Below are 24,862 nucleotides of genomic sequence, written 5' to 3'. Positions count from 1 at the left end.
CGCGTCATGATCGTGGGAAATGGCGAGGTGCCGGAGGGTGCTGCCGCGACGATCGACGCAGCCGACCTGGTAGTCCGCTTCAACGATTGCCGCTCGGTCGGCCGGGGCGGCGCCCGGACCGACATCGTCGCCGTCTGCAACACGGGCCGCCCGGCGCTTGCAATGCTCGGCGGTGGCCGCTGGAAGACGAGCGAGCCGGTGCGCCAGGCACGTGAAATCTGGAGCGTGCGCTCCGCTGCTAAGTTCGTGGCGATGCGGGCAGCGCTCGCCAAGACCCATCCGGACCTCGACGATTTCTGCGACGACTACACCGCCGGCTTCGAGGCCTTCGCGCGTGCGACCGGCCGACGGCACCGGGTCGTCCCGATCGAAGCGCACGAGCGGCTGGAGCAAGATCTCGCCCGTTTCGCGCCGCCGCCTTACGTCGCTCCATCGAGCGGTCTGGTGGTGATCGCCGACATCCTGTCCGACGTCGCTTCCGCCGGCGACGAGATCGTGCTCGCCGGCTTCGGTCACAGCGGCTGGGAGTGGCATCCCTTCGCCGCCGAGCGGCGTTATGTCGATGCGCATGCCGCCGCATGCCGCCTCCGCCGCCTCAATCCATTGCCTTCGTCAGACTTGTCCCAAGGAGCCTGAACCATGTCCTACAAAATGTCGCGCGCGGCCTATGCCAACATGTTCGGTCCGACGGTCGGCGACAGGGTGCGGCTTGCCGACACGGAGCTCTTCATTGAGGTTGAGAAGGACTTCACCACCTATGGCGAAGAGGTGAAGTTCGGCGGCGGCAAGGTCATCCGCGACGGCATGGGCCAGAGCCAGGTGACGCGCGAGGGCGGCGCGGTCGATACGGTCATCACCAACGCGCTGATCGTCGACCACTGGGGCATCGTCAAGGCGGATATCGGCCTGAAGGACGGGCGGATCGCGGCAATAGGAAAGGCCGGCAATCCCGATACGCAGCCGGGCGTGAACATCATCGTCGGACCGGGCACCGAGGCGATCGCCGGCGAGGGCAAGATCGTCACGGCCGGCGGCATGGATAGCCATATCCATTTCATCTGCCCGCAGCAGATCGAAGAGGCGCTGATGAGCGGGCTCACCTGCATGCTCGGTGGCGGCACGGGCCCCGCACATGGCACGCTGGCGACGACGTGCACGCCGGGGCCGTGGCATATCGCGCGTATGATCGAGGCCGCCGATGCCTTCCCGATGAACCTTGCCTTCGCCGGCAAGGGCAACGCCTCGCTGCCGGGCGCGCTCGTTGAAATGGTGCTCGGCGGCGCCACCTCGCTGAAGCTGCACGAGGACTGGGGAACGACACCGGGAGCGATCGACTGCTGCCTGTCGGTGGCGGACGAATACGACGTTCAGGTGATGATCCACACCGACACGCTAAACGAGAGCGGCTTCGTTGAGGACACGATTGCGGCGATCAAGGGCCGGACCATTCACGCCTTCCATACGGAAGGGGCGGGCGGCGGCCACGCACCGGACATCATCAAGATCTGCGGCCAGCCGAACGTCATTCCGTCCTCGACCAACCCGACGCGGCCCTACACCCAGAACACGCTGGCCGAGCATCTCGACATGCTCATGGTCTGCCACCACCTGTCGCCGTCGATCCCCGAGGACATCGCCTTTGCCGAAAGCCGCATCCGCAAGGAGACGATCGCCGCGGAGGACATTCTCCACGATATCGGCGCCTTCTCGATCATCTCCTCCGACAGCCAGGCCATGGGCCGTGTCGGCGAGGTGGCGATCCGCACCTGGCAGACGGCCGACAAGATGAAGCGCCAGCGCGGCCGGCTGAAGGAGGAGACCGGCGACAATGACAATTTCCGCGTCAAGCGCTATGTCGCCAAATACACGATCAACCCGGCGATCGCCCATGGCCTCAGCCATGAGATCGGTTCGCTCGAAGTCGGCAAGCGCGCCGACCTCGTCATCTGGAACCCTGCCTTTTTCGGCGTGAAGCCGGATATGGTGCTGCTCGGCGGAACGATCGCGGCCGCGCCGATGGGCGACCCGAATGCTTCGATCCCGACGCCACAGCCGGTCCATTACCGGCCGATGTTCGGCGCCTATGGCCGAAGCCGGACCAATTCCTCCGTCACCTTCGTCTCGCAGGCTTCGCTCGACGCCGGCCTCGCGGGAAGGCTCGGCGTCGCCAAGGAGCTCGTCGCCGTCCAGAATACCCGCGGCGGCATCGGCAAGGCCTCGATGATCCACAACGGCCTCACACCGCATGTCGAGGTCGACCCGGAAACCTATGAGGTGCGCGCCGACGGCGTGCTGTTGACGTGCGAGCCGGCGACCGTGCTGCCGATGGCGCAGCGGTATTTCCTGTTCTAGACATTCCGGACGAACTGGCAGCCATGCGGCAGTCGCATGCCTGCCATGCGCCGCCGCCCGATCGGCGCTTTGATGCTGCACTGCAGCGGAATCTTCGATAGAAGGGGCCTTCCCTTTCGCCGGCTGCTCTTCCTCCCAAGACTTGACGGCCGGCTGCCCACTCGAAGGAGATGATGATGCTCGGCAGAAAAGTTCCCGTTGTAACCTTCCGCACCCGCGTCCGCGACGAATCCGTTGGCGGTTCCAATCCGTTCCGCTGGCAGGATGTCTCGTCGAACGACTATTTCGTCGGCAAGCGCGTCGTCTTGTTCTCGCTGCCGGGCGCCTTCACCCCGACCTGCTCGACCTACCAGCTGCCGGATTTCGAGAAGCTGACGCCCGAGTTCCGCGCGCTCGGCATCGACGAGATCTATTGCATCTCGGTCAACGACGCCTTCGTCATGAACGCCTGGGGCAAATCGCAGGGGCTGGAAAACGTCAAGCTCATTCCGGACGGTTCGGGCGAGTTCACCCGCAAGATGGGCATGCTGGTCGCCAAGGACAATCTCGGCTTCGGCATGCGCTCCTGGCGCTACGCCGCCATCGTCAATAACGGCACGGTCGAGCAGTGGTTCGAAGAGGAAGGCTATTCCGACAATTGCGATAGCGACCCCTATGGCGTTTCCTCGCCGCAGAACATTCTCGAGGCGCTGAAGTCGCAGAAGATCGCTGCCTGATCCGGCATTGTGATCATATAAGCCCCGCTGCCGCACGCAGGTTGGAAAGCCGTTTGGATTTTCCTCTTGCTGCTGGCGCCGGGGCTTTTTCTTGTTAATGTGAAGCCCGTCGGAGGTACGCATTTCAATGGTTTACGTCATCGCATATCTTAAGGCGCATGCAAGCAAGGGCGACGACGTCGTGGCCCGTGCCGCACCGCTGATCGAGGCCACCCGCAAGGAGGAGGGCTGCATCAGCTACGATCTCTATCGAAAGCCCGCCGAACCGGACGCGCTCGTCTTCGTCGAGACCTGGAAGAGCCGGGCGGCCCTCGATGCGCACTTCGGCGAACCGCATCTGAAATCCTTCAAGGCGGCGATGGCCGACCTGCTCGTCGAAGCGCGTGTCGAGGTCGTGCATCCGGAAAAGGTCGAGGTCATCTGACGTGCCCTATCGTTCGACGGAGATCCTCTCTCCGGGTGCCGCCGACAAGGCGCCGCTTCACCGGGTGACGCTGACCCACGACCAGCGGCATCTGCGCCGCAAGCTCCTGCATCTCGAAAATGACGATGTGGTGATGCTCGACCTCAAGGAGCCGGTAATGCTCGCCGACGGCGACCTGCTGGTGCTGGAAGGCGGCGGCTATGTCGAAGTGAAAGCGGCCGAGGAGGCGCTCTACGAAATCCTTCCGCGCGACGGGCTGCATCTGATCGAAATCGCCTGGCATCTCGGCAACCGGCATCTGCCGGCGGCGGTCGAGGAGGGGCGGATCTTGATCGCCCGCGATCCCGTCATCCGCGTCATGCTTGAAGGGCTCAGAGCGACGGTAAGCGAAGTGGTCGAGCCGTTCCAACCCTTGCGCGGCGCCTATCACGGCACCGGCCATCACCACCATGGGCACGGTCACCACCACGACCATGGCTGACGAGGCCGCCACGCAGGCTCTGCTGCGCCTCGTCACCTGGCTCTCGCCTGCCTTTCCGGTCGGCGCCTTTTCCTATTCCGGCGGATTGGAGCAGGCCGTTCATGACGGCCTCGTTACAAGTGCCGGCGATCTGCGGCAGTGGCTGGAAACGCTGGTGAACCGCGGCCCGATCTGGAACGACGCGCTGCTTCTGGCGGAAAGCTATCGCGGCCATGACGATCCAGCCCGGCTACGGGCGGTCGGCGAACTTGCCGAGGCGCTTGCCGGCTCGCGCGAGCGGCACATGGAAACCATGCTTCTTGGCGAGGCGTTCCTTGCCGCCGCCGGCCACTGGCCGCACCCGGTGCTGGAGACGCTCGGATCGACGGCCGCCTATCCGGTGGCGGTCGGTGCCGTCGCCGGTGCGCATCGGACCGGACTTGAGCCGACGATCGCGGCCTTTCTCAACGCAACGACCTCCAATGCCGTATCGGTCGCCATCCGTTGCGGCGTCATCGGCCAGCGCGACGGCGTCGGCTTGCTTGCCGGGCTGGAGGCGGCGATGGCGGCGATTGCCGCTCGCGCCGCGCGCGGCTCGCTCGACGATCTTGGCTCGGCCGCGATCATGGCCGATATTGCATCGCTCAGACATGAAACCCTGCATTCGCGCCTGTTTCGTTCGTGATGCATGTCGCCCAAAAGTGGCAACGGTTTTGGGCCAACGACATGCATGGAAAACAAAGACTCAGGCGCCCGGAAAGGACATAGAAAATGCCATCGAAAAACGGTCCCCTTCGCGTCGGCATCGGCGGCCCGGTCGGGTCCGGCAAGACGGCGCTGACCGACAAGCTGTGCAAGGCGATGCGCGAGAAATATTCGGTCGCCGTCGTCACCAATGATATCTACACGAAAGAGGACGCCGAGGCGCTGGTGCGGATGCAGGCGCTGCCTTCGGAGCGAATCGTCGGCGTCGAGACCGGCGGCTGCCCGCACACGGCGATTCGCGAGGACGCCTCGATCAATCTTCAGGCGATTGCCGACCTCAACCGCCGCATCCCCGATCTCGACGTGGTCTTCATCGAATCGGGCGGCGACAACCTCGCTGCGACCTTTTCGCCCGACCTGGCGGACCTGACCATCTATGTGATCTCCGTCTGCCAGGGGGAGGAAATCCCGCGCAAAGGTGGCCCGGGGATCACCAGGTCGGATCTGCTGGTGATCAACAAGAAGGATCTCGCTCCTTATGTGGGCGCCGATCTCGAAGTTATGGAGCGCGATGCGACACGTATGCGCGCCGAAAAGCCCTTCGTCTTTTCCGACATGAAGCGCGGCGACGGCATCGACCGGATCGTCGAGTTCCTGACGGTGCAGGGCGGGCTCTAAACTCGGTACCTTAGAACTGTTCGAGCGCCTGACGGTCGCGAATTTCGATCACCCGGCCCTTCACCACGACGCCCGATTGACGAAGCGTGGAGAAGGCGCGCGACAGTGCCTCGGGGGCGAGGCCGAGTTTGCCGGCGAGCACGCTCTTCTGAAACGGCAGGCGGAAGGAGAAGCTCTGGGAACCGTTCGGGCAATGGCTCAGAATGTAGTTCGCGACGCGCTGAGGCGCGGTGAGAAGCCGGTCTTCGGCAAGGCAGTCCTCGGCCAGCTTGCCGTGGTGACAAAGAATTTCGAGAAGCGCCTGGGCAACGGGCGGGTCTTCGGCGGCCAGCCGGCGCAGCTTGCCGCCTTCCAGCCGGGCGATGATCGAGTGTTCGGCGGCCTGGGCATTGGCGGTCGCGCGGCGATCCAGGAACATGGCGTTGACGCCGATCAATTCGCCTTTCGGGAAGACTGCGACACCGGCTTCGCGCCCGTACCTTGCCCAGGCGATAGAGGCGGACGAGCCCCGAGAGGACGACCAGCACATCGTCGAGCGGCTCGTTCTGGCGAAACAGCGTGACGTGCGCTTCGTGCGTCGAAACTGTCGCGCCCTCGACAATCGCCTCTATCGCGGATCGCGGCAGCCGCGAAAAGAATCGCGCATTGAGGAGGATGGCCCGGTCGCTGGAGGTCAATCGCAAGGTCTTCATACCGCTCGTCCGAAAAATCGTGACTAAGCTAGCGGTTTTCGCGCCGGTCCTAACTTGACCCATATCAAACAACTTGGCGAAAAGAGGCGCTGCTGCTTGTCCCTGCTCGGAACGGGTGCAGCAGTAGTTCTTAGAAAATACGGCTTACTCGGCGGCGAGTGCCGGATGGCTGATGACCTTGCGGTCGGACTTGCCGCGCCGCTCGGCCTCCAGCGCCTTGACACGCTCCTCCAGGCTTTCGATCGTCGTGCCCTGTTCTGCGGCAAGCTTGCTGAGCGCCTCGCGGTCGAGCGGCAGGTCTTCTTCCTCCTTCTTGCCGACCATGCGGCCGAAGGTCCAGGCGAGAAGACGCGACAGGTCGTCCATGATCAGGAAGAAGGAGGGGACGACGACGAGGCTGAGCACCGTCGAGACGATGATGCCGCCGATGACCGCGATCGCCATCGGCGCCCGGAACGAGCCGCCTTCGCCGACGCCGAGTGCAGAGGGGAGCATACCGGCGGACATAGCGATGGAGGTCATGACGATCGGCCGGGCGCGCTTGCGGCCAGCCTCGATCATCGACAGCGTCCGGTCCATGCCGTGATGCATCATCTCGATGCCGAAATCGACGAGCAGGATGGCGTTCTTGGTGACGATGCCCATCAGCATGAGGATGCCGATCAGGACGGGCATGGAGAGCGCATTCTGCGTGAGGATCAAAGCGGCTGCCACGCCGCCGATCGCCAGCGGCAGCGAGAACAGGATAGTGAATGGCTGGATGACGTCCTTGAACAAGAGGATGAGCACGACCAGCACCATCATCAGGCCCAGCAGCATCGCATTGCCGAAGCTCTGCTGCATTTCCGCCTGCACTTCGGCGTCGCCACTTTCGAGGAACTCGACGGTCCCCGGCAGCTTCGCTTCGGAGGCGATCTGCTTGAAGCGGGCCGACGCGGTGTCGAGGGCGACGCCTACGGGCAGATCGGCGCCGAGCTTCACAACGCGGTTGCGGTCATAGCGTTTGATGGAACTCGGCCCTTCTCCATAGTTGATGTCGGCGACGCTCGCGAGCGGGACTGTCGCACCGGACGCCGTCTGTACCCTGAGATTGCGGATCGCAGCCAGATCTGTCCGGAAATCGCGGTTGAGCTGGACCCGGATCGGGATCAGCCGCCCGTCGAGCGCAATCTTCGTCAGTTGTGCGTCGATATCGCCGATCGTGGCGACGCGGATAACTTCCGAGATCTCCGCCGTGGTGATGCCGAGGCGGGACATCTGCTCATCGCGCGGACGAATCTGCAGTTCCGGCCGCGGCAGGGCACCGTCGGGGCTGACATTGGCGAGCAGCGGATCCCTGCGGAGCTTCGCTTCGAGCGTGGCGATGGCCGTCTCCAGATCCGCCTCGTTGTTGGAAAGCAGGTTGAACGACAGGTCGCGCTCGCCGCGATCGTTCAACTTGGTAACGCGGAGATCCGGGATCGATTGCAGCCGCGCGAAGATTTCCTTCTCGATCTGAGATTGCGGCTTGGTGCGGCCAGCCGGCGGCAGCTTCGGCAGATACTCACCGATCAGCGGCGTGCGCCCGATAACGTCGTTGACGACCTTGTTGACAAGCGAGTGATCGAGCTTCTTGAGCAGCACGGTGACGGCGGCGCGGCGCAGTTCGAGATCGCCCTTCGGCGAGGCGCCCCCGAGGACGAAGACGTTCTCGACTCCCTCGATATCCTTGATGCGGTTGTAGATTTCCGTGGTCGTCCGGTCCGTGTCCTCGAGCATCGCATCGGGCGGCAGTTCAATCGACAGGCTGACGCGCGAATTGTCCTCCGGCGGCAGGAAACTACCGGGCACGAAGGCGATGAGCGCGGCGACGGAGCCGATAGTGAGCAGGATTGCCACGACCAGCGTGGAGTAGCGCGTATACCAGCGTTTCGTGGTGAAGTGCACGACCCGCGTGTACTGCCGCATCATGAAGCCGTCATCATCGTGGTGACCGCCGCCGACATCCGTCGGCTTCATCAGATAGGCCGCCATCACCGGCGTGATCAGGCGGGCGACGAGCAGCGAGAAGAAGACCGAGACAGCGACCGTCAGCCCGAACTGGATGAAGTATTGCCCCGGAATGCCTGGCATGAAGGAAACGGGCACGAAGACCGCGATGATGGTGAAGGTGGTGGCGATGACCGCAAGGCCGATCTCGTCGGCTGCCTCGATCGCCGCCTTGTAGGGCGACTTGCCCATGCGGATATGGCGCTCGATATTCTCGATCTCGACGATTGCATCGTCGACGAGAATGCCGGTTGCGAGCGTCATCGCCAGGAAGCTCACGAGGTTCAGCGAGAAGCCAAGGAGCTCCATGACCCAGAAAGTCGGGATGGCTGAAAGCGGCAGGGCAACCGCTGAGATCAAGGTGGCGCGCCAGTTGCGCAGGAACAGCATAACGACGATGACGGCGAGCAGAGCACCCTCGATCAGCGTATGTATCGCCGCCTCGTAGTTGCCATAGGTGAAGTAGACCAGATCGTCGACCATCTCGATGGTGACGTCCGGATGCTTGGCGCGGATCTCGTCGAGGGTCTTGGCGACTGTTTCGGCGACGCTCACCTCGCTCGCCCCCTTGGCACGGAACACCGCGAAGGTAACGCCCGGGTGGCCGTTGAAGCGCGAGAAGGACTTCGGCTCCTCGTAGGTATCGGTAACCTTGCCGAGCTCCGACAGACGCACGAAGCGTCCGTTCGGCAGCGAGATCATCGTGTTGGCGAGCTGGGAAACGTCGCGCGCGTCGCCCAGCGTACGGATCGCCTGTTCGCTGCCGCCGACCTGACCGCGGCCCGAGCCGAGATCCATGTTCATGCGGCGGAGCTGGCCGTTGACGTCAGCCGCGGTGATCCCGAAGGAATTCAGCCGGTCGTCATCGAGCTCGATGCGCACTTCGCGGTCGGACCCGCCATAGCGGTCGACCCGACCGATGCCGCTTTGGCCCTGGATGGCGCGCTTGATCGTGTCGTCGACGAACCAGGACAGCTCCTCGAGCGTCATGCCGGGCGAGGAGACGGCAAAGGTCTGGATGGCCTGGCCTTCCACGTCAACCTTGGAGACGATCGGCTCCTCGATCGAGGTCGGCAGGTCGCCGCGGATGCGGTCGATCGCGTCCTTGACATCCTGAACGGCCTGTTGCGTGGGCACTTCCATGCGGAAGATGACTGCGGTGGTGGATGTCCCGTCGGTAATCGTCGACTCGATATGGTCGACGCCGGAGATGCCGGCTACCGCGTCCTCGATTTCCTTGGTCACCTGGGTCTCGAGTTCGGCGGGGGCGGCTCCGCTCTGCGCCACGACGATCGAGACGATCGGGACGTCGATGTTCGGGAAGCGGGTGATCGGCAGCGAATTGAAGGACTGCCAGCCGAGCACGACGAGCACGAAAAACGCCAGAATCGGCGCGACCGGATTGCGGATGGACCAGGCGGAGAAGTTCATGGTCTCTGTTCCCGTCAATTGGTTATCGGCTGGTCGGACTTGACCGGATTGATCCGGTCGCCGTCACGCACGTAGGCGCCGGCCTTGGCCACGGCCTGCTCGCCCGGCTTGAGGCCGGAAAGGATCTCGACAAACTGCCCGTCCTGGATGCCGGTCTCAACCGGAACCAGCCGAACGATGCCGTCTTCGACCTTGCGAACGATGGTCTTGCCGTCTTCCGATGTAACGGCGGTTTGCGGCAGGACGACCGTCTGCTTTTCTTCGACCGTAATGACCGCGCTCGCGTACATGCCGGCGCGCGCCTCGGTCGTGTCGGTGAGGCTGATGTGAACCTTGCCGAGCCGCGTGTCTTGATCGATCGTCGGCGCGATCAGGCGGATCTTGCCCGCGACGGTCGCATTGCTTCCGGCGAGCTTCACCGTTGCGGGTTGCCCGACGGCAAGCTTGACGATATCGGACTCGGCGACATCGGCCTTCATCTCGATCGCACCGTCGCGGATCATTGCGAAGAGCGGTTCCCCATTGCCGCTGGCGATCGCGCCGACCTTGGCGTTCTTTGCCGAGATCACGCCGCTGACCGGGGCCTTTACCTCGGTACGGGCAAGCCTGAGGTCGATCTCGTCGATCTGCGCCTGGACAACCTTGATGTCCGCTCTGGCGACGCCCACCGATTGCTCGGCCGAGCGAAGGCGGGCGCGCGTGGCGGCGGCGAGTGCCTTCAGGCGGTCCGCCTCGGCGGTCGAGACCGTGCCGTTCTCCGAAAGCCGTACGGCGCGATCGGCGACGCGCGTCGCCTCTTCGGAATTCGCCGTCGCCTCGGCAAGCTGGGCTTTGAGCTGCGCGAGCGAGGCTTCCGCCTTGGCGAGATTGGCCTCCAGCTGACTTTTCTGCAGAAGCAGCGCGTCGTCGTTGAGGACGACAAGGATGCTACCCTCTTCGACGCGATCGCCGACATCGACATTCAACGAGCGGATGGAAAGCCCGTCGACGAGCGGTGCAACATAGGTTTCCTCGACCGCCTGGATCGACCCGGTGGCAAGGACGCGGTCGCTGATCTTGCGTTCTGCCGCTTCCGTCACGACGATCGATGGCAGTGCCTGCGACGGCTGCGGCTTTGCGGCCTCCTCGGCCGAGACGCCCGAAAACGTGCCGAGCGTGATTGCTGCACATGCGCCGAGAAGAGGAAGGAGTTTCTGAGCCATCGGCATATTGTCCTGACAGAAGTAAATCATGCTGCCTCGCCGCTCATCAAGGGCGAAGCTCCGCGTGCAATCATGCTATTTCCCGCGTGTTCCGCCGGCATTGCCGACCGGTGCGATCCACGCGTTCAAAATGCCCGACCCAGAGCATCAAATCGAAGGTACCGACGCGGGAGAAATTACTCAAGGAAGCGAAACCAGAGAAAACCGGTTCCTCCCTGCGCCTCGTCTCCAGTCAATCGTTCCGGGCTATGTAAGCGCGGTAGCAAATGCTTACAAGAGGCCGGAAACGATGGTGCCTCAGTATTTCTCCCTGGTGATCTGCCGGGAGGCTATAGTGGAGCGAGTTAAATGCAAGCTTAACAACTGGGGCGGGTTGCCCAAAAGCGCGCGGCATACCGCCGCGCGCTTCTCGGTCTGACGCAAGCCGCGGCCTATTTCAGCGCTGCGTCGGTGATCTCGTGGGTCCAGGCGCGTTCCGGCTCCTTGGAGATGACCGGATCGGACCCGCCGGAGAGCAGCGACTGGACCGTGCGCTTGTAGTCGGCCTCGTCGAGCGCGCCGTTCGAACCTGCCGTCAGCTTGGCGATTTCGCCCATCATGCGCTTCTGGTGCTTCTCCGTCTGGGCGCCGGTCGAGTCGTTTTCGAGCACGATATCCGCGGCCTCGTCCGGGTTCTCCTCGGCATATTTCCAGCCCTTCATCGAGGCGCGGACGAACTTCACCATCTTCTCCTTGAAGGCCGCGTCCTTGAGCTTGTCCTCGAGGACATAGAGGCCGTCCTCGAGGGTGGCGACGCCCTGGTCCTCGTATTTGAAGGTGACGAGATCCTCCGCCTTGATGCCCGCGTCGATGACCTGCCAGTATTCATTGTAGGTCATCGTCGAAATGCAGGCCGCCTGCTTCTGGATCAGCGGGTCGACGTTGAAGCCCTGCTTCAGGACGGTGACACCGTTCGGGCCGCCATCCGTCGGGATTTTCAACTGCGACATCCAGGAGAGGAACGGGTACTCGTTGCCGAAGAACCAGACGCCGAGCGTCTTGCCTTTGAAATCCTCGGGGGTCTTCACGCCCGATTCCTTGAGACAGGTGAGCATCATGCCGGATTTCTTGAAGGGCTGGGCGATGTTGACGAGCGGCACGCCCTTTTCGCGGGTGGCGAGAGCGGACGGCATCCAGTCGACGATGACATCGGCGCCGCCGCCGGCGATCACCTGCGGCGGAGCGATGTCCGGACCGCCCGGCTTGATGTCGACGTCGAGGCCCTCTTCCTCGTAAAACCCCTTGTCCTTGGCGACGTAGTAGCCGGCGAACTGGGCCTGCGTCACCCATTTCAATTGCAGCGTGACCTTGTCGGCGGCATTGGCATGGAAGGCGGCAAGCGAAAAGGCGCCCGCTGCCAGCAGAGATGCAAGTTTTTTGTTCATGTCAGTTCCCTCTTATCATTGCTTGATTGTCAGGCTCGGCCACTGCGGATGGACGGATGCCAGAAGGTGACGGCGCGCTCGATGAGCGCGACCACCCCGTAGAAGGCGGAGCCAGCCACCGCCGCAACGGCGATTTCGGCCCAGACCATGTCGACGTTCATGCGCCCCACTTCCGTGGAGATCCGGAAACCCATGCCGACAATGGGCGTTCCGAAAAACTCGGCCACAATCGCGCCGATCAGCGCCAGCGTCGAGTTAATCTTGAGTGCGTTGAAAATGAAAGGCCAGGCGGCGGGCAGCCTCAGCTTGACGAGCGTCTGCCACCAAGTCGCCGCATAGGTGCGCATCAGGTCGCGCTCCATCTGGCTGGCGACAGCAAGGCCGGAGACGGTGTTCACCAGCATCGGAAAGAAGGTCATGATGACGACGACGGCCACCTTCGATTGCCAGTCGAAGCCGAACCACATGACCATGATCGGGGCGACGCCGATGACGGGGAGGGCGGAGACGAAATTGCCGAGCGGCAGCAGGCCTTTCTGGAGGAAGGGAGAGCGGTCGATGAGGATTGCCACCAGGAAACCGAGGCCGCAGCCGAGTGCATAGCCGGTCAGCACGGATTTCAGGAAGGTCTGGCGGAAATCGGCAGTCAGCGTCGGTACCGAATTGACGAGCCGCGCCCAGATCATCGACGGCGCCGGCAGCAGCACAGACGGGATGGCAAAGCCGCGAACGATGCCCTCCCACAGGACCAGGATCGTGACGCCGAAAAGGAGCGGCACGGCGGAGCGCGCCGCATTGTTGGCCGCTTCGCTCTCAAAGCGCTGGCGGACCAGCCATTCGTTGACGGCCCAGGCGACCAGCCAGAAGAAAACAGCGCCGGCGAGAGCGGTAAAATTCATGGCTTGGCTCCCATGCGCTTGAGGACGGCCGTGTGCGCGAAGCCGACGATCATCACGAGAACTGCCGCTAGGGCAGCCGCCATGAACAGCGCCGCCCAGATTTGCACGGTCTGGCCGTAATAGGAGCCTGCAAGCAGTCGCGCACCGAGCCCCGCCACGGCCCCGGTCGGCAGTTCGCCGACAATGGCGCCGACGAGCGAGATGGCGACGGCGACCTTCAGCGAGGTGAAGAGATAGGGCATGGAGGAGGGCCAGCGCAGCTTCCAGAAAGTCTGCGCCGCCGAGGCATTGTAGGTGTGCATCAGGTCGAGCTGGATCGTTTCGGGACTGCGCAGGCCCTTGACCATGCCGACCACCACCGGGAAGAACGACAGATAGGTGGAGATCAGCGCCTTCGGTAAGAGGCCGGCGATGCCGATCGCATTCAAGACGACGATGATCATCGGCGCGATCGCCAGGATCGGTATCGTCTGGCTGGCGATCACCCAGGGCATCAGCGAGCGGTCCATGGCGCGATTGTGAACGATGCCGACGGCGAGAAGCACGCCGAGCGCTGCGCCGATGCCGAAGCCGAGCAGGGTGGCCGAAAGCGTGATCCAGGCATGGTAGACGAGGCTGCGCTTCGAGGTGATCGCCTTGTTTACTGTCGTGTCCCAGATTTCGGCGATGACCTGGTGCGGTGCGGGCAGCACCGGCCTTTCCTGCACCATCGTGTTCCTGACGAGGTCGGAAAACGCGATCTCGGTGCCGGCACGCGCCGCCGTGTCGCGCTCGAAGGGCGCGTTGAGGAAGATGGCGGCGACGTACCAGACGGCGATAAGAACCAGGACGACGGTGCCGATCGGCAGCAGTTTGTCGCGGGGGAAGCTCGGCTTATGCATCGGCGCCTCCGCCGCTCAACGGCTCGGCGCGCCAAAGATAGAGAATATCGGGCAAGCCTTCCTCGTTGTCGCCGCTCGTTCGGCGTATCGGCACGAAGCCCTGGCGTTCGTAAAAGCGCTGGGCGCGGGCATTTTCTGCAAAGGTCCAAAGCTTGAGCTCGCCCTTTGCTCGCCTCTTCGCTTCGCTGAGTAGCGCGGCCCCAATTCCCGCGCCCCTGTAGGATGGATCGAGATAGAGCGCCGACACAAATTGCTCCTCGGCGAGGGCGAGAAAGCCTGCAATTTCGCCTCGAGACTCGGCAATGATGATGACCGTGCCCTTCGCAAAGAGCGTTTCCCGGTAATAGCGCTCTACATCGGCGGGCCCGTGGATCCTCGGCATCCAGACCGTAGCATCTACCCAGCGATTGAAGATGTCGGCGCAGGCTTTCATGTCCGCCAAGGTTGCATCCCGACAGCGAACCTGGGCGGCGCAGGCACTATTCATCATAGCTGTGCCCCGCTCTCAGGCCTTCCCGCACCCGGTGGGCAATCTCCAAGAACTCCGGCGTTTCGCGGATGCCGAGCGGCCGTTCCCTCGGCAGCGTCGATTCGATGATGTCGGTCACCCGGCCGGGGCGCGGGCTCATCACGACGATTTTGGTCGAGAGATAGACGGCCTCCGGGATCGAGTGGGTGACGAAACAGATCGTCTTGTTCGTCTGCGCCCAGAGCTTCAGGAGCTGCTCGTTCAAGTGATCGCGGACGATCTCGTCGAGGGCGCCGAAGGGTTCGTCCATCAGCAAGAGGTCAGCGTCGAAGGCGAGCGCGCGGGCAATCGAGGCGCGCTGCTGCATGCCGCCGGAAAGCTGCCAGGGATATTTCTTGCCGAAGCCGGTAAGGTTGACGAGCTCCAGCGTCCGTTCGATCCGCGCCTTCTGCTCGTGCCCGGAATGGCCCATGATCTCGAGCGGCAGGGCGATGTTCTTCTCGATCGTCCGCCAGGGATAGAGCGCGGCCGCCTGGAACACGTAGCCATAGGCGCGATTGTGGCGAGCCTCCTCCGGCGTCATGCCGTTGACGGCGATAGTGCCGGCGGTCGGCTTCTCGAGATCGGCGATGATGCGCAGGAATGTCGTCTTGCCGCAGCCGGAAGGGCCGATGAAGGAGACGAAGTCCCCCTTGGCGACGTCGAGGTTGACGCCCGTCAGCGCATTGACCGGCCCGTCGCTGGTCTGAAACGTCAGGCCGAGATTTCGGGCCGAGACCACGGAGGCGGGATTGGATGTCATGGATGGATTCTCATTATGTCTTGCCTGTGCCAGACTGCTATCCGGGCCAGCAACTTGCAATCGCGGATTTGCCGCGGAAGGCTCCTGTTCAAGGTTTTTCAGCGAATTCTGGAGAACGGTCATGTCTCGATCATCCCATCCTGGCTGTCGCGTCGTGCGGCCGGGCAGCGGCTATGCCGGCAAGCAGGGGCTCAACTATTTCGAAGGCATCGCCGCCGAGACGGTGGGCTCCACCGGCATCTGCATGCATTTGTTGACCATGCCGCCCGGTGCGCGCGCCAAGGCGCATCTCCACGAGAGCCATGAGACGGCGATCTACGTGCTTGCCGGCGAGGCGCATACCTGGTTCGGCGAGCGGCTCGAGGAGCATGTGATCGTCAGGGCCGGCGAGATGTTCTACATCCCGGCCGGCGTGCCGCATCTGCCGGCCAATCTTTCCGACAGTCCCTGCACGGCGGTCATCGCCCGGACAGATCCGAAGGAGCAGGAGAGCGTCGTGCTGCTGCCGGAACTCGATGGACTGGTTCCGGCCGATCCTCTCACACGTGGCGGATGACGAACGCAGCATCCGAAATCCGTCACACGCCGGTCGCCGGAATGCCCGTGCGCTGCACGGCGCGCGGTGCGGTCACTTCCTTCCAGGTCGACAGCGCCGTGCTGACCGCCGGGAAGGGGTCGCGCCGGACGAATTCGCCGTGGCCTTCCTGCGTTTTCACCGCCCCTTCCTCGATCGCCACGACGCCGCGCGTCAGCGTGAAGCGCGGCAGGCCGGTGACCGTCTTGCCCTCGAAGACATTGTAGTCGATCGACGATTGCTGATTGTTCGCCGAGATCGTCTTCGAGCGCTTCGGGTCCCAAACGACGAGGTCGGCATCGGCGCCGACGAGGATCGCGCCCTTCTTCGGATAGATGTTGAGGATCTTGGCGATGTTGGTGGACGTCACCGCAACGAATTCGTTCATGGTGATGCGGCCAGTATTGACTCCGTAGGTCCAGAGCATCGGCATGCGGTCCTCAAGACCGCCGGTGCCGTTCGGGATCTTGGTGAAATCGCCGACGCCGAAGCGCTTCTGCGCCGTCGTGAAGGCGCAATGATCGGTCGCCACCACCTGCAGCGAACCGGAGGCAAGGCCGGCCCACAGGCTATCCTGATGCTGCTTGTTGCGGAAGGGTGGCGACATCACCCGGCGGGCCGCATGATCCCAGTCTTTGTTGAAATACTCCGTCTCGTCGAGCGTCAGATGCTGGATCAGCGGCTCGCCGAAGACGCGCATGCCCTTGGCGCGGGCCCGCCGGATCGCCTCATGCGCCTGCTCGCAGGAGGTGTGGACGATATAGACGGGACAGCCGGCCATGTCGGCGATCATGATGGCGCGGTTGGTGGCCTCGCCCTCGACCTCGGCCGGCCGCGAATAGGCGTGCGCCTCGGGGCCGCTATTGCCCTCGGCAAGCAGCTTCGCCTGGAGCTGGGCGACGACGTCGCCGTTTTCGGCGTGGACCAGTGGCAGGGCGCCGAGCGCGGTGCAGCGCTGGAAGGACGAGAACATCTCGTCGTCGTCCACCATCAGCGCGCCCTTATAGGCCATGAAGTGCTTGAAGGTGTTGATGCCCTTGTCCTTGACGATCGCCTCCATCTCGTTGAAGACCTGCTCGCTCCACCAGGTGATCGCCATGTGGAAGGAATAGTCGCAATTGGCGCGGGTCGACTTGTTGTCCCACATGGTCAGCGCCTCGAGCAGCGACTGGCCGGGCGAGGGAAGCGCGAAATCGACGACCATGGTCGTGCCGCCGGCAAGCGCCGCACGGGTGCCGCTCTCGAAATCGTCGGAGGAGTAGGTGCCCATGAAGGGCATTTCGAGATGCGTGTGCGGATCGATGCCGCCCGGCATGATGTAGCAGCCGGTCGCATCCAGCGTGTCGGTGCCGGTGAGATTGGGGCCGATTTCGACAATCTTGCCGCCTTCGACCTTGATGTCGGCCTTGTAGGTCAGGTCGGCGGTAACGACGGTTCCACCCTTGATGACAGTGCTCATTGGTTATCTTCCTCTGGATGGTGCTTCGGCGGCCGGGGCCACCAAGTAAAAAGGGCGGAACTTGTCGTCCCGCCCGCAAACTCACTCGACGACCTCGGCCGTTTCCAGAACAGCGTGGAAGAGAACGTCCGCGCCGGCGGCGGCCCATTCCTTGGAAATGTCTTCCGCCTCGTTGTGGCTGAGTCCATCGACGCACGGGCACATGATCATCGTGGTCGGGGCGACCTTTGCCGCCCAGCAGGCATCGTGGCCGGCGCCGGAGATGAGGTTCATATGGCTGTAGCCGAGCTTCTCGGCGGCGCCGCGGACAGTGGACACCAGCTTGGGATCGAAGGTGACCGGGTCGAAATGGCCGACCGCCTCGATCGAACAGCCGACGCCGAGCGGTTCGCAAATCTTCGGCGCTTCGGCTTCGATCCGGGCGCGCATCCCATCGAGCTTGGCCTGGTCCGGCGAGCGGATGTCGACGGTGAAGACGACCTTGCCCGGCAGCACATTGCGGGAATTGGGCGAGAAGAACATTTGGCCAACCCCGCCGACGGCGCCCGGCTGGCTTTCCATGGCGACGGTCTGCACCATTTCGAGGATGCGCGCCATGGCGAGGCCGGCATTGACACGCATGTTCATCGGCGTTGAGCCGGTATGGGCCTCCTTGCCGGTCAGCGTGAACTCCAGCCACCACAGGCCCTGACAGTGGGTGACGACGCCGATCTGCTTGTTCTCGGCCTCGAGGATAGGTCCCTGCTCGATGTGATATTCGAAATAGGCATGCATCTTGCGGGCGCCGACCTCCTCGTCGCCCACCCAGCCGATGCGCTTCAATTCGTCACCGAAGCTCCTTCCCTCCGGGTCCTTGCGGGCATAGGCGTAATCGAGCGTATGGACGCCGGCGAAGACGCCGGAGGCGAGCATTGCCGGCGCGAAGCGGGCGCCTTCCTCATTGGTCCAGTTGGTGACGACGATCGGATGCCTGGTCTTGATGCCGAGGTCGTTCAGCGTGCGGATGACCTCGAGGCCGCTCAGGACGCCGAGCACGCCGTCATACTTACCGCCGGTCGGCTGCGTGTCGAGATGGGAACCGATATGGACGGGGAGGGCATCCGGGTCGGTGCCCGGACGGGTCATGAACATGGTGCCCATCTTGTCGACACCCATGGAGAGCCCGGCCTTTTCGCACCAGGATTGGAACAGCCGGCGGCCCTCGCCATCGGCGTCCGTCAAGGTCTGGCGATTGTTGCCGCCGGCAACGCCGGGGCCAATCCTCGCCATTTCCATCAACGAATCCCACAGGCGGTCGGCATTGACGCGCCTATTCTCGCCAGGTGCAGCCATGGCGCTCTCCTCTTTTGCCGGCTAGGCCCTCCCCGGGGATAGCCATGTTCCCGTCGGTCAAATCGGAGCTTTCCTTTGCGCCCTTCGATCAGCCGTTGCCTTTGTCGGCAATCTGACTGATAATTTGACCGGTTGGTAAACATTACAACTTCCGTGGCGGCACTCAAGCCGGAAAAAGAAAAAAACCAGTTTGTTGCCCAAATAAATGGCGCGTCCGAAATTTGGGCAAAACGCGACGGTGCGGGCATCGGCAGGGGGAGAGATGGTACTTCCGAGAGCGGCGAAAACCCAGAGGCGCACGCGTATCCAGGAGGAGAAGGAGGAGCGGATCCTCGAAGCCGCGCTTGAGGTCTTTTCCGCGAGCGGCTTCCGCGGTTCGACCATCGACCAGATCGCCGAGGTGGCGGGCATGTCGAAGCCCAACCTGCTCTATTATTTCCGGACGAAGGAAGCCATGCACCGCGCCTTGATCGACCGCGTCCTCGATACCTGGCTCGATCCGCTGCGCGAATTCAACGCCGAGGGCAACCCTGTCGCCGAGATCCGCAGCTACATTCGCCGCAAGCTCGAAATGGCGCGGGATTTCCCACGGGAAAGCCGATTGTTCGCCAATGAGGTGCTGCAGGGCGCTCCTCATATCGAGGACGAGCTGAAGGGGCCGCTGAAGCAATTGGTCGACGAAAAGGCCGAGGTTATCCGGGCCTGGGCGAAGGCCGGCAAGATCGCCAATTGCGATCCCTATCACCTGATCTTTGCCATCTGGTCGACGACGCAGCACTACGCCGATTTCGACGTACAGGTGCGGGCGGTGCTCGGCCAGGAGCACGCAGGCGAGGGGCGCTTCGAAGATGCGGCGCGCTTTCTCGAGCGGCTGTTCGTCGACGGGCTACAGGTGCGCGAGTAGCGGTCGACGTTGAATTGCAATGGCGGTGCCGCCCCTCATCCCGCTGCCGACCTTCTCCCCGCAAGCGGGGCGAAGGGGTATGCCACGCCGCCTCAAGTCCGCTCTCCCCGCGCGCCGGAGAGTGCTAGTTTTTGGTTAAACCCGAGGAGAGGGCCAGAACCGGCTCTTGTGCTCACGTTGGCCAATATAGCTATCCCTGTGCCGGGATGATCTTGGCAATGCGCGCGGCATCGTCGACGATCCAGGTCTCGAGCGTCGCCTTTCGGCCGCGCAGGCTGATATCCAATCGCCTGTCGCCCTCGAGACTGAGGCCGGCGCGTTTGACGAGTTCGACGGAGACGGCAAGCTCGGCATCGTGCTCCTTGGCCAGGCCCTCGAGCCGGCTCGCGGTGTTGATGGTGTCGCCGACCGCCGTCAGCGAGGTCGCCTGACCATAGCCCATCTCGCCGACGATGGCCGGTCCGGCATGGAGGCCGATCGCGAGCCGGAGCGGCCGTTCGAGCTCGTCCCCGAAGGTCTGGTTGAGCGCGCGAATACCCGTCGACAGCCGCGAGGCGGCGGCGAGCGCCTGGCGGCATGCTTCGGGCAGCGGCGACTTCAGCCCGAAGATGGCCAGCGCTCCGTCGCCGATGAATTTGTCGATGACGCCGCCGGAACTCTCGACCGCCTCGCCAACCATCTCGAAGTAGCGGTTGAGCAGGAATACCGTATCGTAGGGCAGCTTGTGCTCGGCAATGCGGGTGAAGTCGCGCAGGTCGCAGAAGAGCACGGCCACGCGCCGCTCACGCCCGCCGCCGTTCTGCCGGGCAAGCTGCGTCTTGATCCCGAGGCTGTCGGTGTCGAGGATGGGGACGACGGTGACGTTGTGAGTGGGCCGGAACTGGCAGGCCAGCCGGACATTGTCGGGGGCACCGATCCGGCCAAGCGTGGCACGTTCCGCGGCCTCGGGCGCCGGCTGCCCGTCGAGACCCTCGATGACCCGCACCCGGCAGGTCGAGCATCGGCCGCGGCCGCCGCAGACCGAGACATGCGGGATGCCGGCGGCGCGGCTTGCCTCAAGCACGCTGAATCCGATCCCGACCGCCGCCACGCGCCCATCCGGATAGCGCACGCGGATACGGCCCCGCGCCGGCAGCGCGCGCAGCGCCAAGGTCCCGCCGATCAGGCCGGCAAAGCCGCCATAGAAGGCGAGCCGGATGTTTTCGGCGAGGGCCGGATCGAGGCGCGGCCGCTCGCTGACATAGGCCCGGTCGCCATAGCCGCCATGCTCAGCATAGTCGCGACCGAGAGAACGGGCGCCGTTGACGAAGCCGAGCAGCGCGAAGATGGGCACGAGCAGAGCAACGGTATAGAGCAGGAACTCGTAGCGCGGAAACCAGTCACGCCCGCGCATCCAGAACCAGGCGCCGAGGCAGGCGTGGCTCCAAACAAAAAGAAGAGCAATCGTCTGTCGGGTCGTGCTGATCGAACTCGACCAGAGCGCGCGCAGAATGCCGGGATAGTCGGCATCGACCCCGGTCAGGAGGGGCTCCACCCGGGTGGCGACGACGTGGGGTATCAGCAGAAAGGGCAGGCTCAGGCCGAAGATGATCTTCACGGCCTCTCCGACCGGCATCCTCAGCGTCTGGCGGCGATAGAGACTGTCGAGCGCCATCAGGAAGTGCAGGAGTAGCGCGCCGTAGAGCAGGACGGTTCCGGGTACGCTCTGCCAAACGATCGTGAAGACCTGCCGGCCGGCTTCCATCGCGCCGATCGAGATCAGGCCGAGGGAGTGATTTGTGAAATGCGTTAGCACGAAGACGCTGAGCACGGCGCCGGAAATCAGGTGCGTCTTCTTGCGTGTATTGGCGGAAAGGATCGTCAAACAGTCTGCCCGGGTCTGCCGGCGGCGACCGGCCGCTGCTGGTTTTCCCCTTATCGACCAGTTTGCCGGTGGCGACAACTTACGTTTTCTACACAATCTGTTTCGCGTTCGTGTTCGCTCGGCGATACCACGCCAGGGGCTTGGCCCGACAAATCTATTCCATGATGCGCGGCAGTCCGGCGGCGAGAGCATCGATCGCCAGGCGCAGTTTCGGCAGCAGGTGCCGTGTTTGCGGCCAAACGGCATGGACCTTGAAAACGAGACCCGGCCGATCCGTCAGAACCCGGACGAGCTCGCCGCGCTGTACGCGCTCGCGCACCAACCAGCATGGCAGCCAGGCAAGGCCCAGTCCCTCGGCCGCCGCATCGGCGATCGCCGCGAGATCGTCGAGCCGCAGCCGGGTTTTCGGCAGGATGGTGTCTGCGGCACTGCCTTCGGCGGGGAACGACCATGGCCGCTGTTGGCCTGCGCGGCAGTAGACCACGGCGTCGTGATCTGCGAGGTCCGCCACGGTCTGGGGCGCACCGGATGCCGCGAGATAGGCCGGCGAGGCACAGACCGTCATGCGCTGTTCGGCGATCACCCGCGTCATCAGGCCGGAATCATTGCCCAATACATTGTTGCGGATCGCGAGGTCGAAACCGTCGTCGAGCAGGTCGACCACGCGGTCGTTGAAGGAGAGTTCGAGCTCAAGCCGGGGGTGAATGCGGACGAGGTCGCGAAAGACGGGAGCCACGCATTGGCGGCCGAAGAGCACCGGCATGGAGATCCGCAACCGGCCGCGAATCTCCTGTTTGCCGGATTCAAGTAGGGCTTCGGCCGTCCTGATCTCGCCGAGTGCTTTCTGGCAGCTCTCATAGAAGAGCTGTCCTTCGTCGGTCAGGCTCTGCGCCCGTGTCGTGCGGTGAAAGAGGCGGGTGGCGAGGCGTTCTTCAAGGCGGGCAATCGTCTTACCGACCGCGGAGCGCGAGAGGTTCAACCGTTCTGCCGCCGCAGAGAAGCCGCCGGCCTCCGCCACCTCGACAAACACCGAGATGCCATTCAGATGTTCCATTTAATTGTATCCGCCTAGGAACCAATCTCGGGAAATCTTATCGCAACTGGCGATCCTGGTTCAACACTATGCTTGTCCAATCACAACCGAAAGGAACGAGCATGTCGAAATGGATGCAGGAGTGGAGCACGGAGACGGTCGGCCCATACAACCTGAAGATCACCGAGCGCAGGATGCCGGAAACCGGCGAGTTTGATGTGCTCGTCCGCACGACGGCGGTGTCGCTCAACTACCGCGACAAGCTGATGCTGGAAAGCGGCATGGGGCTGGATCTCACCTTTCCCTTCGTGCCGGCTTCGGACATGAGCGGCGTCGTCGAAGCGGTCGGCAAGGGTGTGGCCCGCTTCCGCCCCGGCGACCGCGTCATCTCCACCTTCGCCCCTGGATGGCTCGATGGCTTGCGGCCGGGAAGCGGCAGAACGCCGGCCTACGCCACACTTGGCGGCGTGCATCCGGGTGTCCTGTCGGAATATGTCGCTTTTCCGCAAGACTGGTTCGTCGCCGCGCCGAAAAGCCTCGATGCCGCCGAGGCGAGCACCTTGCCGTGCGCCGGCCTCACCGCCTGGTTCGCGCTGGTCGAGAAGGGCCACCTGAGACCCGGCGACCGCGTCGTCGTGCAGGGCACGGGCGGCGTCGCACTCTTCGGGCTGCAGATTGCCAAGGCCGTCGGCGCCGAGGTGATCGTGACCTCGAGCAGTTCCGAAAAGCTCGATAAGGCGCTCGCCCTTGGCGCCGACCACGGCATCAATCGCCGGAGCGAAGATTGGGTAGAGTGCGTCTATGAGCTCACCGGCGACCATGGCGCCGACCACATTCTGGAGATCGCCGGCGGCGCCGGCCTCGGCCAGTCGCTGAAGGCGGTCGCGCCGGACGGGCGTATATCGGTGATCGGCGTGCTCGAAGGCTTCGAGGTTTCCGGCCCGGTTGCGCCGCTGCTCCTGAAATCGCCGGTGCTGCAGGGTATCAGCGTCGGGCATCGCCGGGCGCTCGAAGATCTGGTTGGTGCCGTCGACCGCTTGCGGCTGAAGCCGGTCATCGACAAGCGCTACAAGTTTACCGAAGTCGGTGAGGCGCTCGCGCATCTCGATCGCGGCCCTTTCGGCAAGGTGGTGATCGAGTTCTGATCGCGCCACAATGAACATGGCCGGCGGCGATTGCCGGCGGCCATGCTGTCCTGTCGACTGTGCTTACTCGGCCGCCTGGCGCGCCATCGGGTTGTTCGGGTGAGTCGTCCAGTTGGCGTAATTGGGGTCGACCGGCTTGCCGGTGCGCTTATCGAGTTCACCGGCGGCGAGCGGCTCCATGGTGATGCAATTCTGGACCGGACAGACATTGACGCAGAGGTTGCAGCCGACGCATTCCTCCTCGATCACCTCGAAATGGCGCACGCCATTGACGAACTGCGTGATCGCCTGGTGCGAGGTGTCCTCGCAGGCGATGTGACAGCGGCCGCATTTGATGCAGGCATCCTGATCGATCTTCGCCTTGGTGACGTAGTTGAGGTTGAGATATTGCCAATCGGTGACGTTCGGCACGGCGCGGCCGCAGATGTCGTCGAGCGTCCGGTGGCCCTTGGCATCCATCCAGTCGGACAGGCCGGTGATCATTTCCTGGACGATCTTGAAGCCATAGGTCATCGCCGCCGTGCAGACCTGCACGTTGCCGGCGCCGAGCGCCAGGAATTCGGCCGCGTCGCGCCAGGTGGTGATGCCGCCGATGCCGGAGATCGGCAGGCCGTAGGTTTCCGGATCGCGGGCGATCTCGGCGACCATGTTGAGGGCGATCGGCTTCACCGCCGGGCCGCAATAGCCGCCATGGCTGCCGCGTCCGTCGATCGAGGGCTCCGGCGAGAAGGTGTCGAGATTGACCGAGGTTATCGAGTTGATCGTGTTGATCAGCGACACGGCGTCGGTGCCGCCGGCCTTGGCGGCGCGGGCCGGCTTGCGGACGTCGGTGATGTTTGGCGTCAGCTTGGTGATCACCGGCATGCGCGTGTACTGTTTGCACCAGCGCACCACCATCTCGATATATTCGGGCACCTGGCCGACGGCGGAACCCATGCCGCGCTCGGACATGCCGTGCGGACAGCCGAAGTTGAGCTCGATGCCGTCGGCCCCGGTTTCCTCGACCAGCGGCAGGATCGCCTTCCAGGCATCCTCGACGCAGGGCACCATGATCGAGGCGATCAATGCCCGGTCCGGCCAGTTCATCTTCACCTGCTTCATCTCGCGCAGGTTCACGTAAAGATCGCGGTCGGTGATGAGCTCGATATTGTTCAAGCCGAGCAGGCGGCGGTCGGCGCCCCAGATCGCGCCATAGCGCGGGCCATTGACATTGACCACCGGCGGCCCTTCCTCGCCGAGCGTCTTCCAGACGACGCCTCCCCAGCCCGCCTTGAAGGCGCGCTCGACGTTATAGGCCTTGTCGGTCGGCGGCGCCGATGCGAGCCAGAACGGGTTCGGGGATTTGATGCCGACAAAATTGTTGCGAAGATCAGCCATTGTTCTCGTCC

Annotated in this window: 22 protein-coding genes and 1 pseudogene; 10 read left to right on the top strand and 13 right to left on the bottom strand. The window is 63.7% G+C overall.

Going from position 1 to position 24,862, the window contains the following annotated elements; translation table 11 throughout:
• The first annotated feature begins 6 nt into the window (after positions 1-6).
• The 7 genes from NXT3_RS14030 (at position 7) to ureG (ending at position 5,335) form a co-directional block, all read left to right on the top strand.
• Positions 7-636: a Urease operon accessory protein gene (locus NXT3_RS14030; RefSeq protein WP_423827996.1), complete on the top strand. Its 630-nt coding sequence runs from the start codon at positions 7-9 to the stop codon at positions 634-636.
• Between the two features lie 3 nt (positions 637-639).
• Positions 640-2,352: an urease subunit alpha gene (gene ureC / locus NXT3_RS14025; RefSeq protein ID WP_097525146.1), complete on the top strand. Its 1,713-nt coding sequence runs from the start codon at positions 640-642 to the stop codon at positions 2,350-2,352.
• Between the two features lie 176 nt (positions 2,353-2,528).
• Positions 2,529-3,068 (top strand): peroxiredoxin, encoded by a 540-nt coding sequence (locus NXT3_RS14020; protein WP_037414593.1) that lies wholly within the window; start codon positions 2,529-2,531, stop codon positions 3,066-3,068.
• A 127-nt stretch (positions 3,069-3,195) separates the two neighbouring features.
• The gene (locus NXT3_RS14015; RefSeq protein ID WP_097525147.1) at positions 3,196-3,492 is read left to right on the top strand and encodes a putative quinol monooxygenase; all 297 of its coding nucleotides are present in this window, start codon (positions 3,196-3,198) and stop codon (positions 3,490-3,492) included.
• A gap of 1 nt (position 3,493) precedes the next feature.
• Positions 3,494-3,973, top strand: coding sequence for an urease accessory protein UreE (ureE, locus tag NXT3_RS14010; RefSeq protein ID WP_104839531.1), 480 nt, complete (start codon positions 3,494-3,496; stop codon positions 3,971-3,973).
• Positions 3,966-4,637, top strand: coding sequence for an urease accessory protein UreF (locus NXT3_RS14005; protein ID WP_097525389.1), 672 nt, complete (start codon positions 3,966-3,968; stop codon positions 4,635-4,637). Before ureE ends, NXT3_RS14005 begins: the two co-directional genes overlap by 8 nt.
• 86 nt (positions 4,638-4,723) lie before the next feature.
• A complete protein-coding gene (gene ureG, locus NXT3_RS14000) occupies positions 4,724-5,335 on the top strand; it encodes an urease accessory protein UreG (RefSeq protein ID WP_037414598.1) in 612 nt (203 codons plus the stop codon).
• Positions 5,336-5,345: 10 nt separating this feature from the next.
• On the opposite strand, the pseudogene NXT3_RS13995 reads toward ureG, so the two are convergent.
• From NXT3_RS13995 to NXT3_RS13960, 8 genes and pseudogenes are all read right to left on the bottom strand, one after another.
• Positions 5,346-6,027 (bottom strand): annotated as a pseudogene (locus NXT3_RS13995) (Crp/Fnr family transcriptional regulator).
• 144 nt (positions 6,028-6,171) lie between these two features.
• Positions 6,172-9,486: an efflux RND transporter permease subunit gene (locus NXT3_RS13990; protein WP_097525149.1), complete on the bottom strand. Its 3,315-nt coding sequence runs from the start codon at positions 9,484-9,486 to the stop codon at positions 6,172-6,174.
• Between the two features lie 14 nt (positions 9,487-9,500).
• Positions 9,501-10,688 (bottom strand): efflux RND transporter periplasmic adaptor subunit, encoded by a 1,188-nt coding sequence (locus NXT3_RS13985; RefSeq protein WP_104840004.1) that lies wholly within the window; start codon positions 10,686-10,688, stop codon positions 9,501-9,503.
• 431 nt (positions 10,689-11,119) lie between these two features.
• The gene (locus tag NXT3_RS13980; RefSeq protein WP_104839530.1) at positions 11,120-12,112 is read right to left on the bottom strand and encodes an ABC transporter substrate-binding protein; all 993 of its coding nucleotides are present in this window, start codon (positions 12,110-12,112) and stop codon (positions 11,120-11,122) included.
• Between the two features lie 29 nt (positions 12,113-12,141).
• Positions 12,142-13,011, bottom strand: a complete 870-nt coding sequence (locus NXT3_RS13975; protein ID WP_097525150.1) for an ABC transporter permease — start codon at positions 13,009-13,011, stop codon at positions 12,142-12,144.
• Entirely contained in the window at positions 13,008-13,892 is an 885-nt protein-coding gene (locus NXT3_RS13970; RefSeq protein ID WP_097525151.1) for an ABC transporter permease, read from the bottom strand. The genes NXT3_RS13975 and NXT3_RS13970 overlap by 4 nt, the downstream gene beginning before the upstream one ends.
• Complete coding sequence (locus NXT3_RS13965) at positions 13,885-14,325, bottom strand: GNAT family N-acetyltransferase (RefSeq protein WP_234819732.1); 441 nt, start codon at positions 14,323-14,325, stop codon at positions 13,885-13,887. The genes NXT3_RS13970 and NXT3_RS13965 overlap by 8 nt, the downstream gene beginning before the upstream one ends.
• Positions 14,326-14,371: 46 nt before the next feature.
• Positions 14,372-15,163, bottom strand: coding sequence for an ABC transporter ATP-binding protein (locus NXT3_RS13960; RefSeq protein WP_037414608.1), 792 nt, complete (start codon positions 15,161-15,163; stop codon positions 14,372-14,374).
• A gap of 121 nt (positions 15,164-15,284) precedes the next feature.
• On the opposite strand from NXT3_RS13960, the gene NXT3_RS13955 reads away from it, so the two are divergent.
• Positions 15,285-15,719, top strand: coding sequence for a cupin domain-containing protein (locus NXT3_RS13955; protein WP_176536488.1), 435 nt, complete (start codon positions 15,285-15,287; stop codon positions 15,717-15,719).
• Positions 15,720-15,741: 22 nt separating this feature from the next.
• Here NXT3_RS13955 and hydA read toward each other — a convergent pair whose 3' ends face one another.
• Positions 15,742-17,196: a dihydropyrimidinase gene (gene hydA, locus NXT3_RS13950; RefSeq protein ID WP_097525153.1), complete on the bottom strand. Its 1,455-nt coding sequence runs from the start codon at positions 17,194-17,196 to the stop codon at positions 15,742-15,744.
• Positions 17,197-17,277: 81 nt separating this feature from the next.
• Complete coding sequence (locus NXT3_RS13945; RefSeq protein ID WP_097525154.1) at positions 17,278-18,528, bottom strand: Zn-dependent hydrolase; 1,251 nt, start codon at positions 18,526-18,528, stop codon at positions 17,278-17,280.
• A 262-nt stretch (positions 18,529-18,790) separates the two neighbouring features.
• On the opposite strand from NXT3_RS13945, the gene rutR reads away from it, so the two are divergent.
• Positions 18,791-19,432 carry an HTH-type transcriptional regulator RutR gene (rutR, locus tag NXT3_RS13940; RefSeq protein ID WP_012708997.1) on the top strand — a complete coding sequence of 214 codons (642 nt, stop codon included), beginning with the start codon at positions 18,791-18,793 and terminating at the stop codon, positions 19,430-19,432.
• A gap of 190 nt (positions 19,433-19,622) precedes the next feature.
• Here rutR and NXT3_RS13935 read toward each other — a convergent pair whose 3' ends face one another.
• Positions 19,623-21,296 carry an adenylate/guanylate cyclase domain-containing protein gene (locus tag NXT3_RS13935; RefSeq protein WP_104839529.1) on the bottom strand — a complete coding sequence of 558 codons (1,674 nt, stop codon included), beginning with the start codon at positions 21,294-21,296 and terminating at the stop codon, positions 19,623-19,625.
• A gap of 154 nt (positions 21,297-21,450) precedes the next feature.
• Positions 21,451-22,350 (bottom strand): LysR family transcriptional regulator, encoded by a 900-nt coding sequence (locus NXT3_RS13930; RefSeq protein ID WP_097537952.1) that lies wholly within the window; start codon positions 22,348-22,350, stop codon positions 21,451-21,453.
• A gap of 101 nt (positions 22,351-22,451) precedes the next feature.
• On the opposite strand from NXT3_RS13930, the gene NXT3_RS13925 reads away from it, so the two are divergent.
• Complete coding sequence (locus NXT3_RS13925) at positions 22,452-23,474, top strand: zinc-dependent alcohol dehydrogenase family protein (RefSeq protein ID WP_097525156.1); 1,023 nt, start codon at positions 22,452-22,454, stop codon at positions 23,472-23,474.
• Between the two features lie 63 nt (positions 23,475-23,537).
• Here NXT3_RS13925 and preA read toward each other — a convergent pair whose 3' ends face one another.
• The gene (preA, locus tag NXT3_RS13920) at positions 23,538-24,851 is read right to left on the bottom strand and encodes an NAD-dependent dihydropyrimidine dehydrogenase subunit PreA (protein WP_095677984.1); all 1,314 of its coding nucleotides are present in this window, start codon (positions 24,849-24,851) and stop codon (positions 23,538-23,540) included.
• Between the last annotated feature and the right edge of the window lie 11 nt (positions 24,852-24,862).

The organism is Sinorhizobium fredii (genome assembly GCF_002944405.1).
Taxonomy (GTDB): Bacteria; Pseudomonadota; Alphaproteobacteria; order Rhizobiales; family Rhizobiaceae; genus Sinorhizobium; species Sinorhizobium fredii_C.
This window is presented reverse-complemented; position numbering and strand designations above follow the sequence as displayed.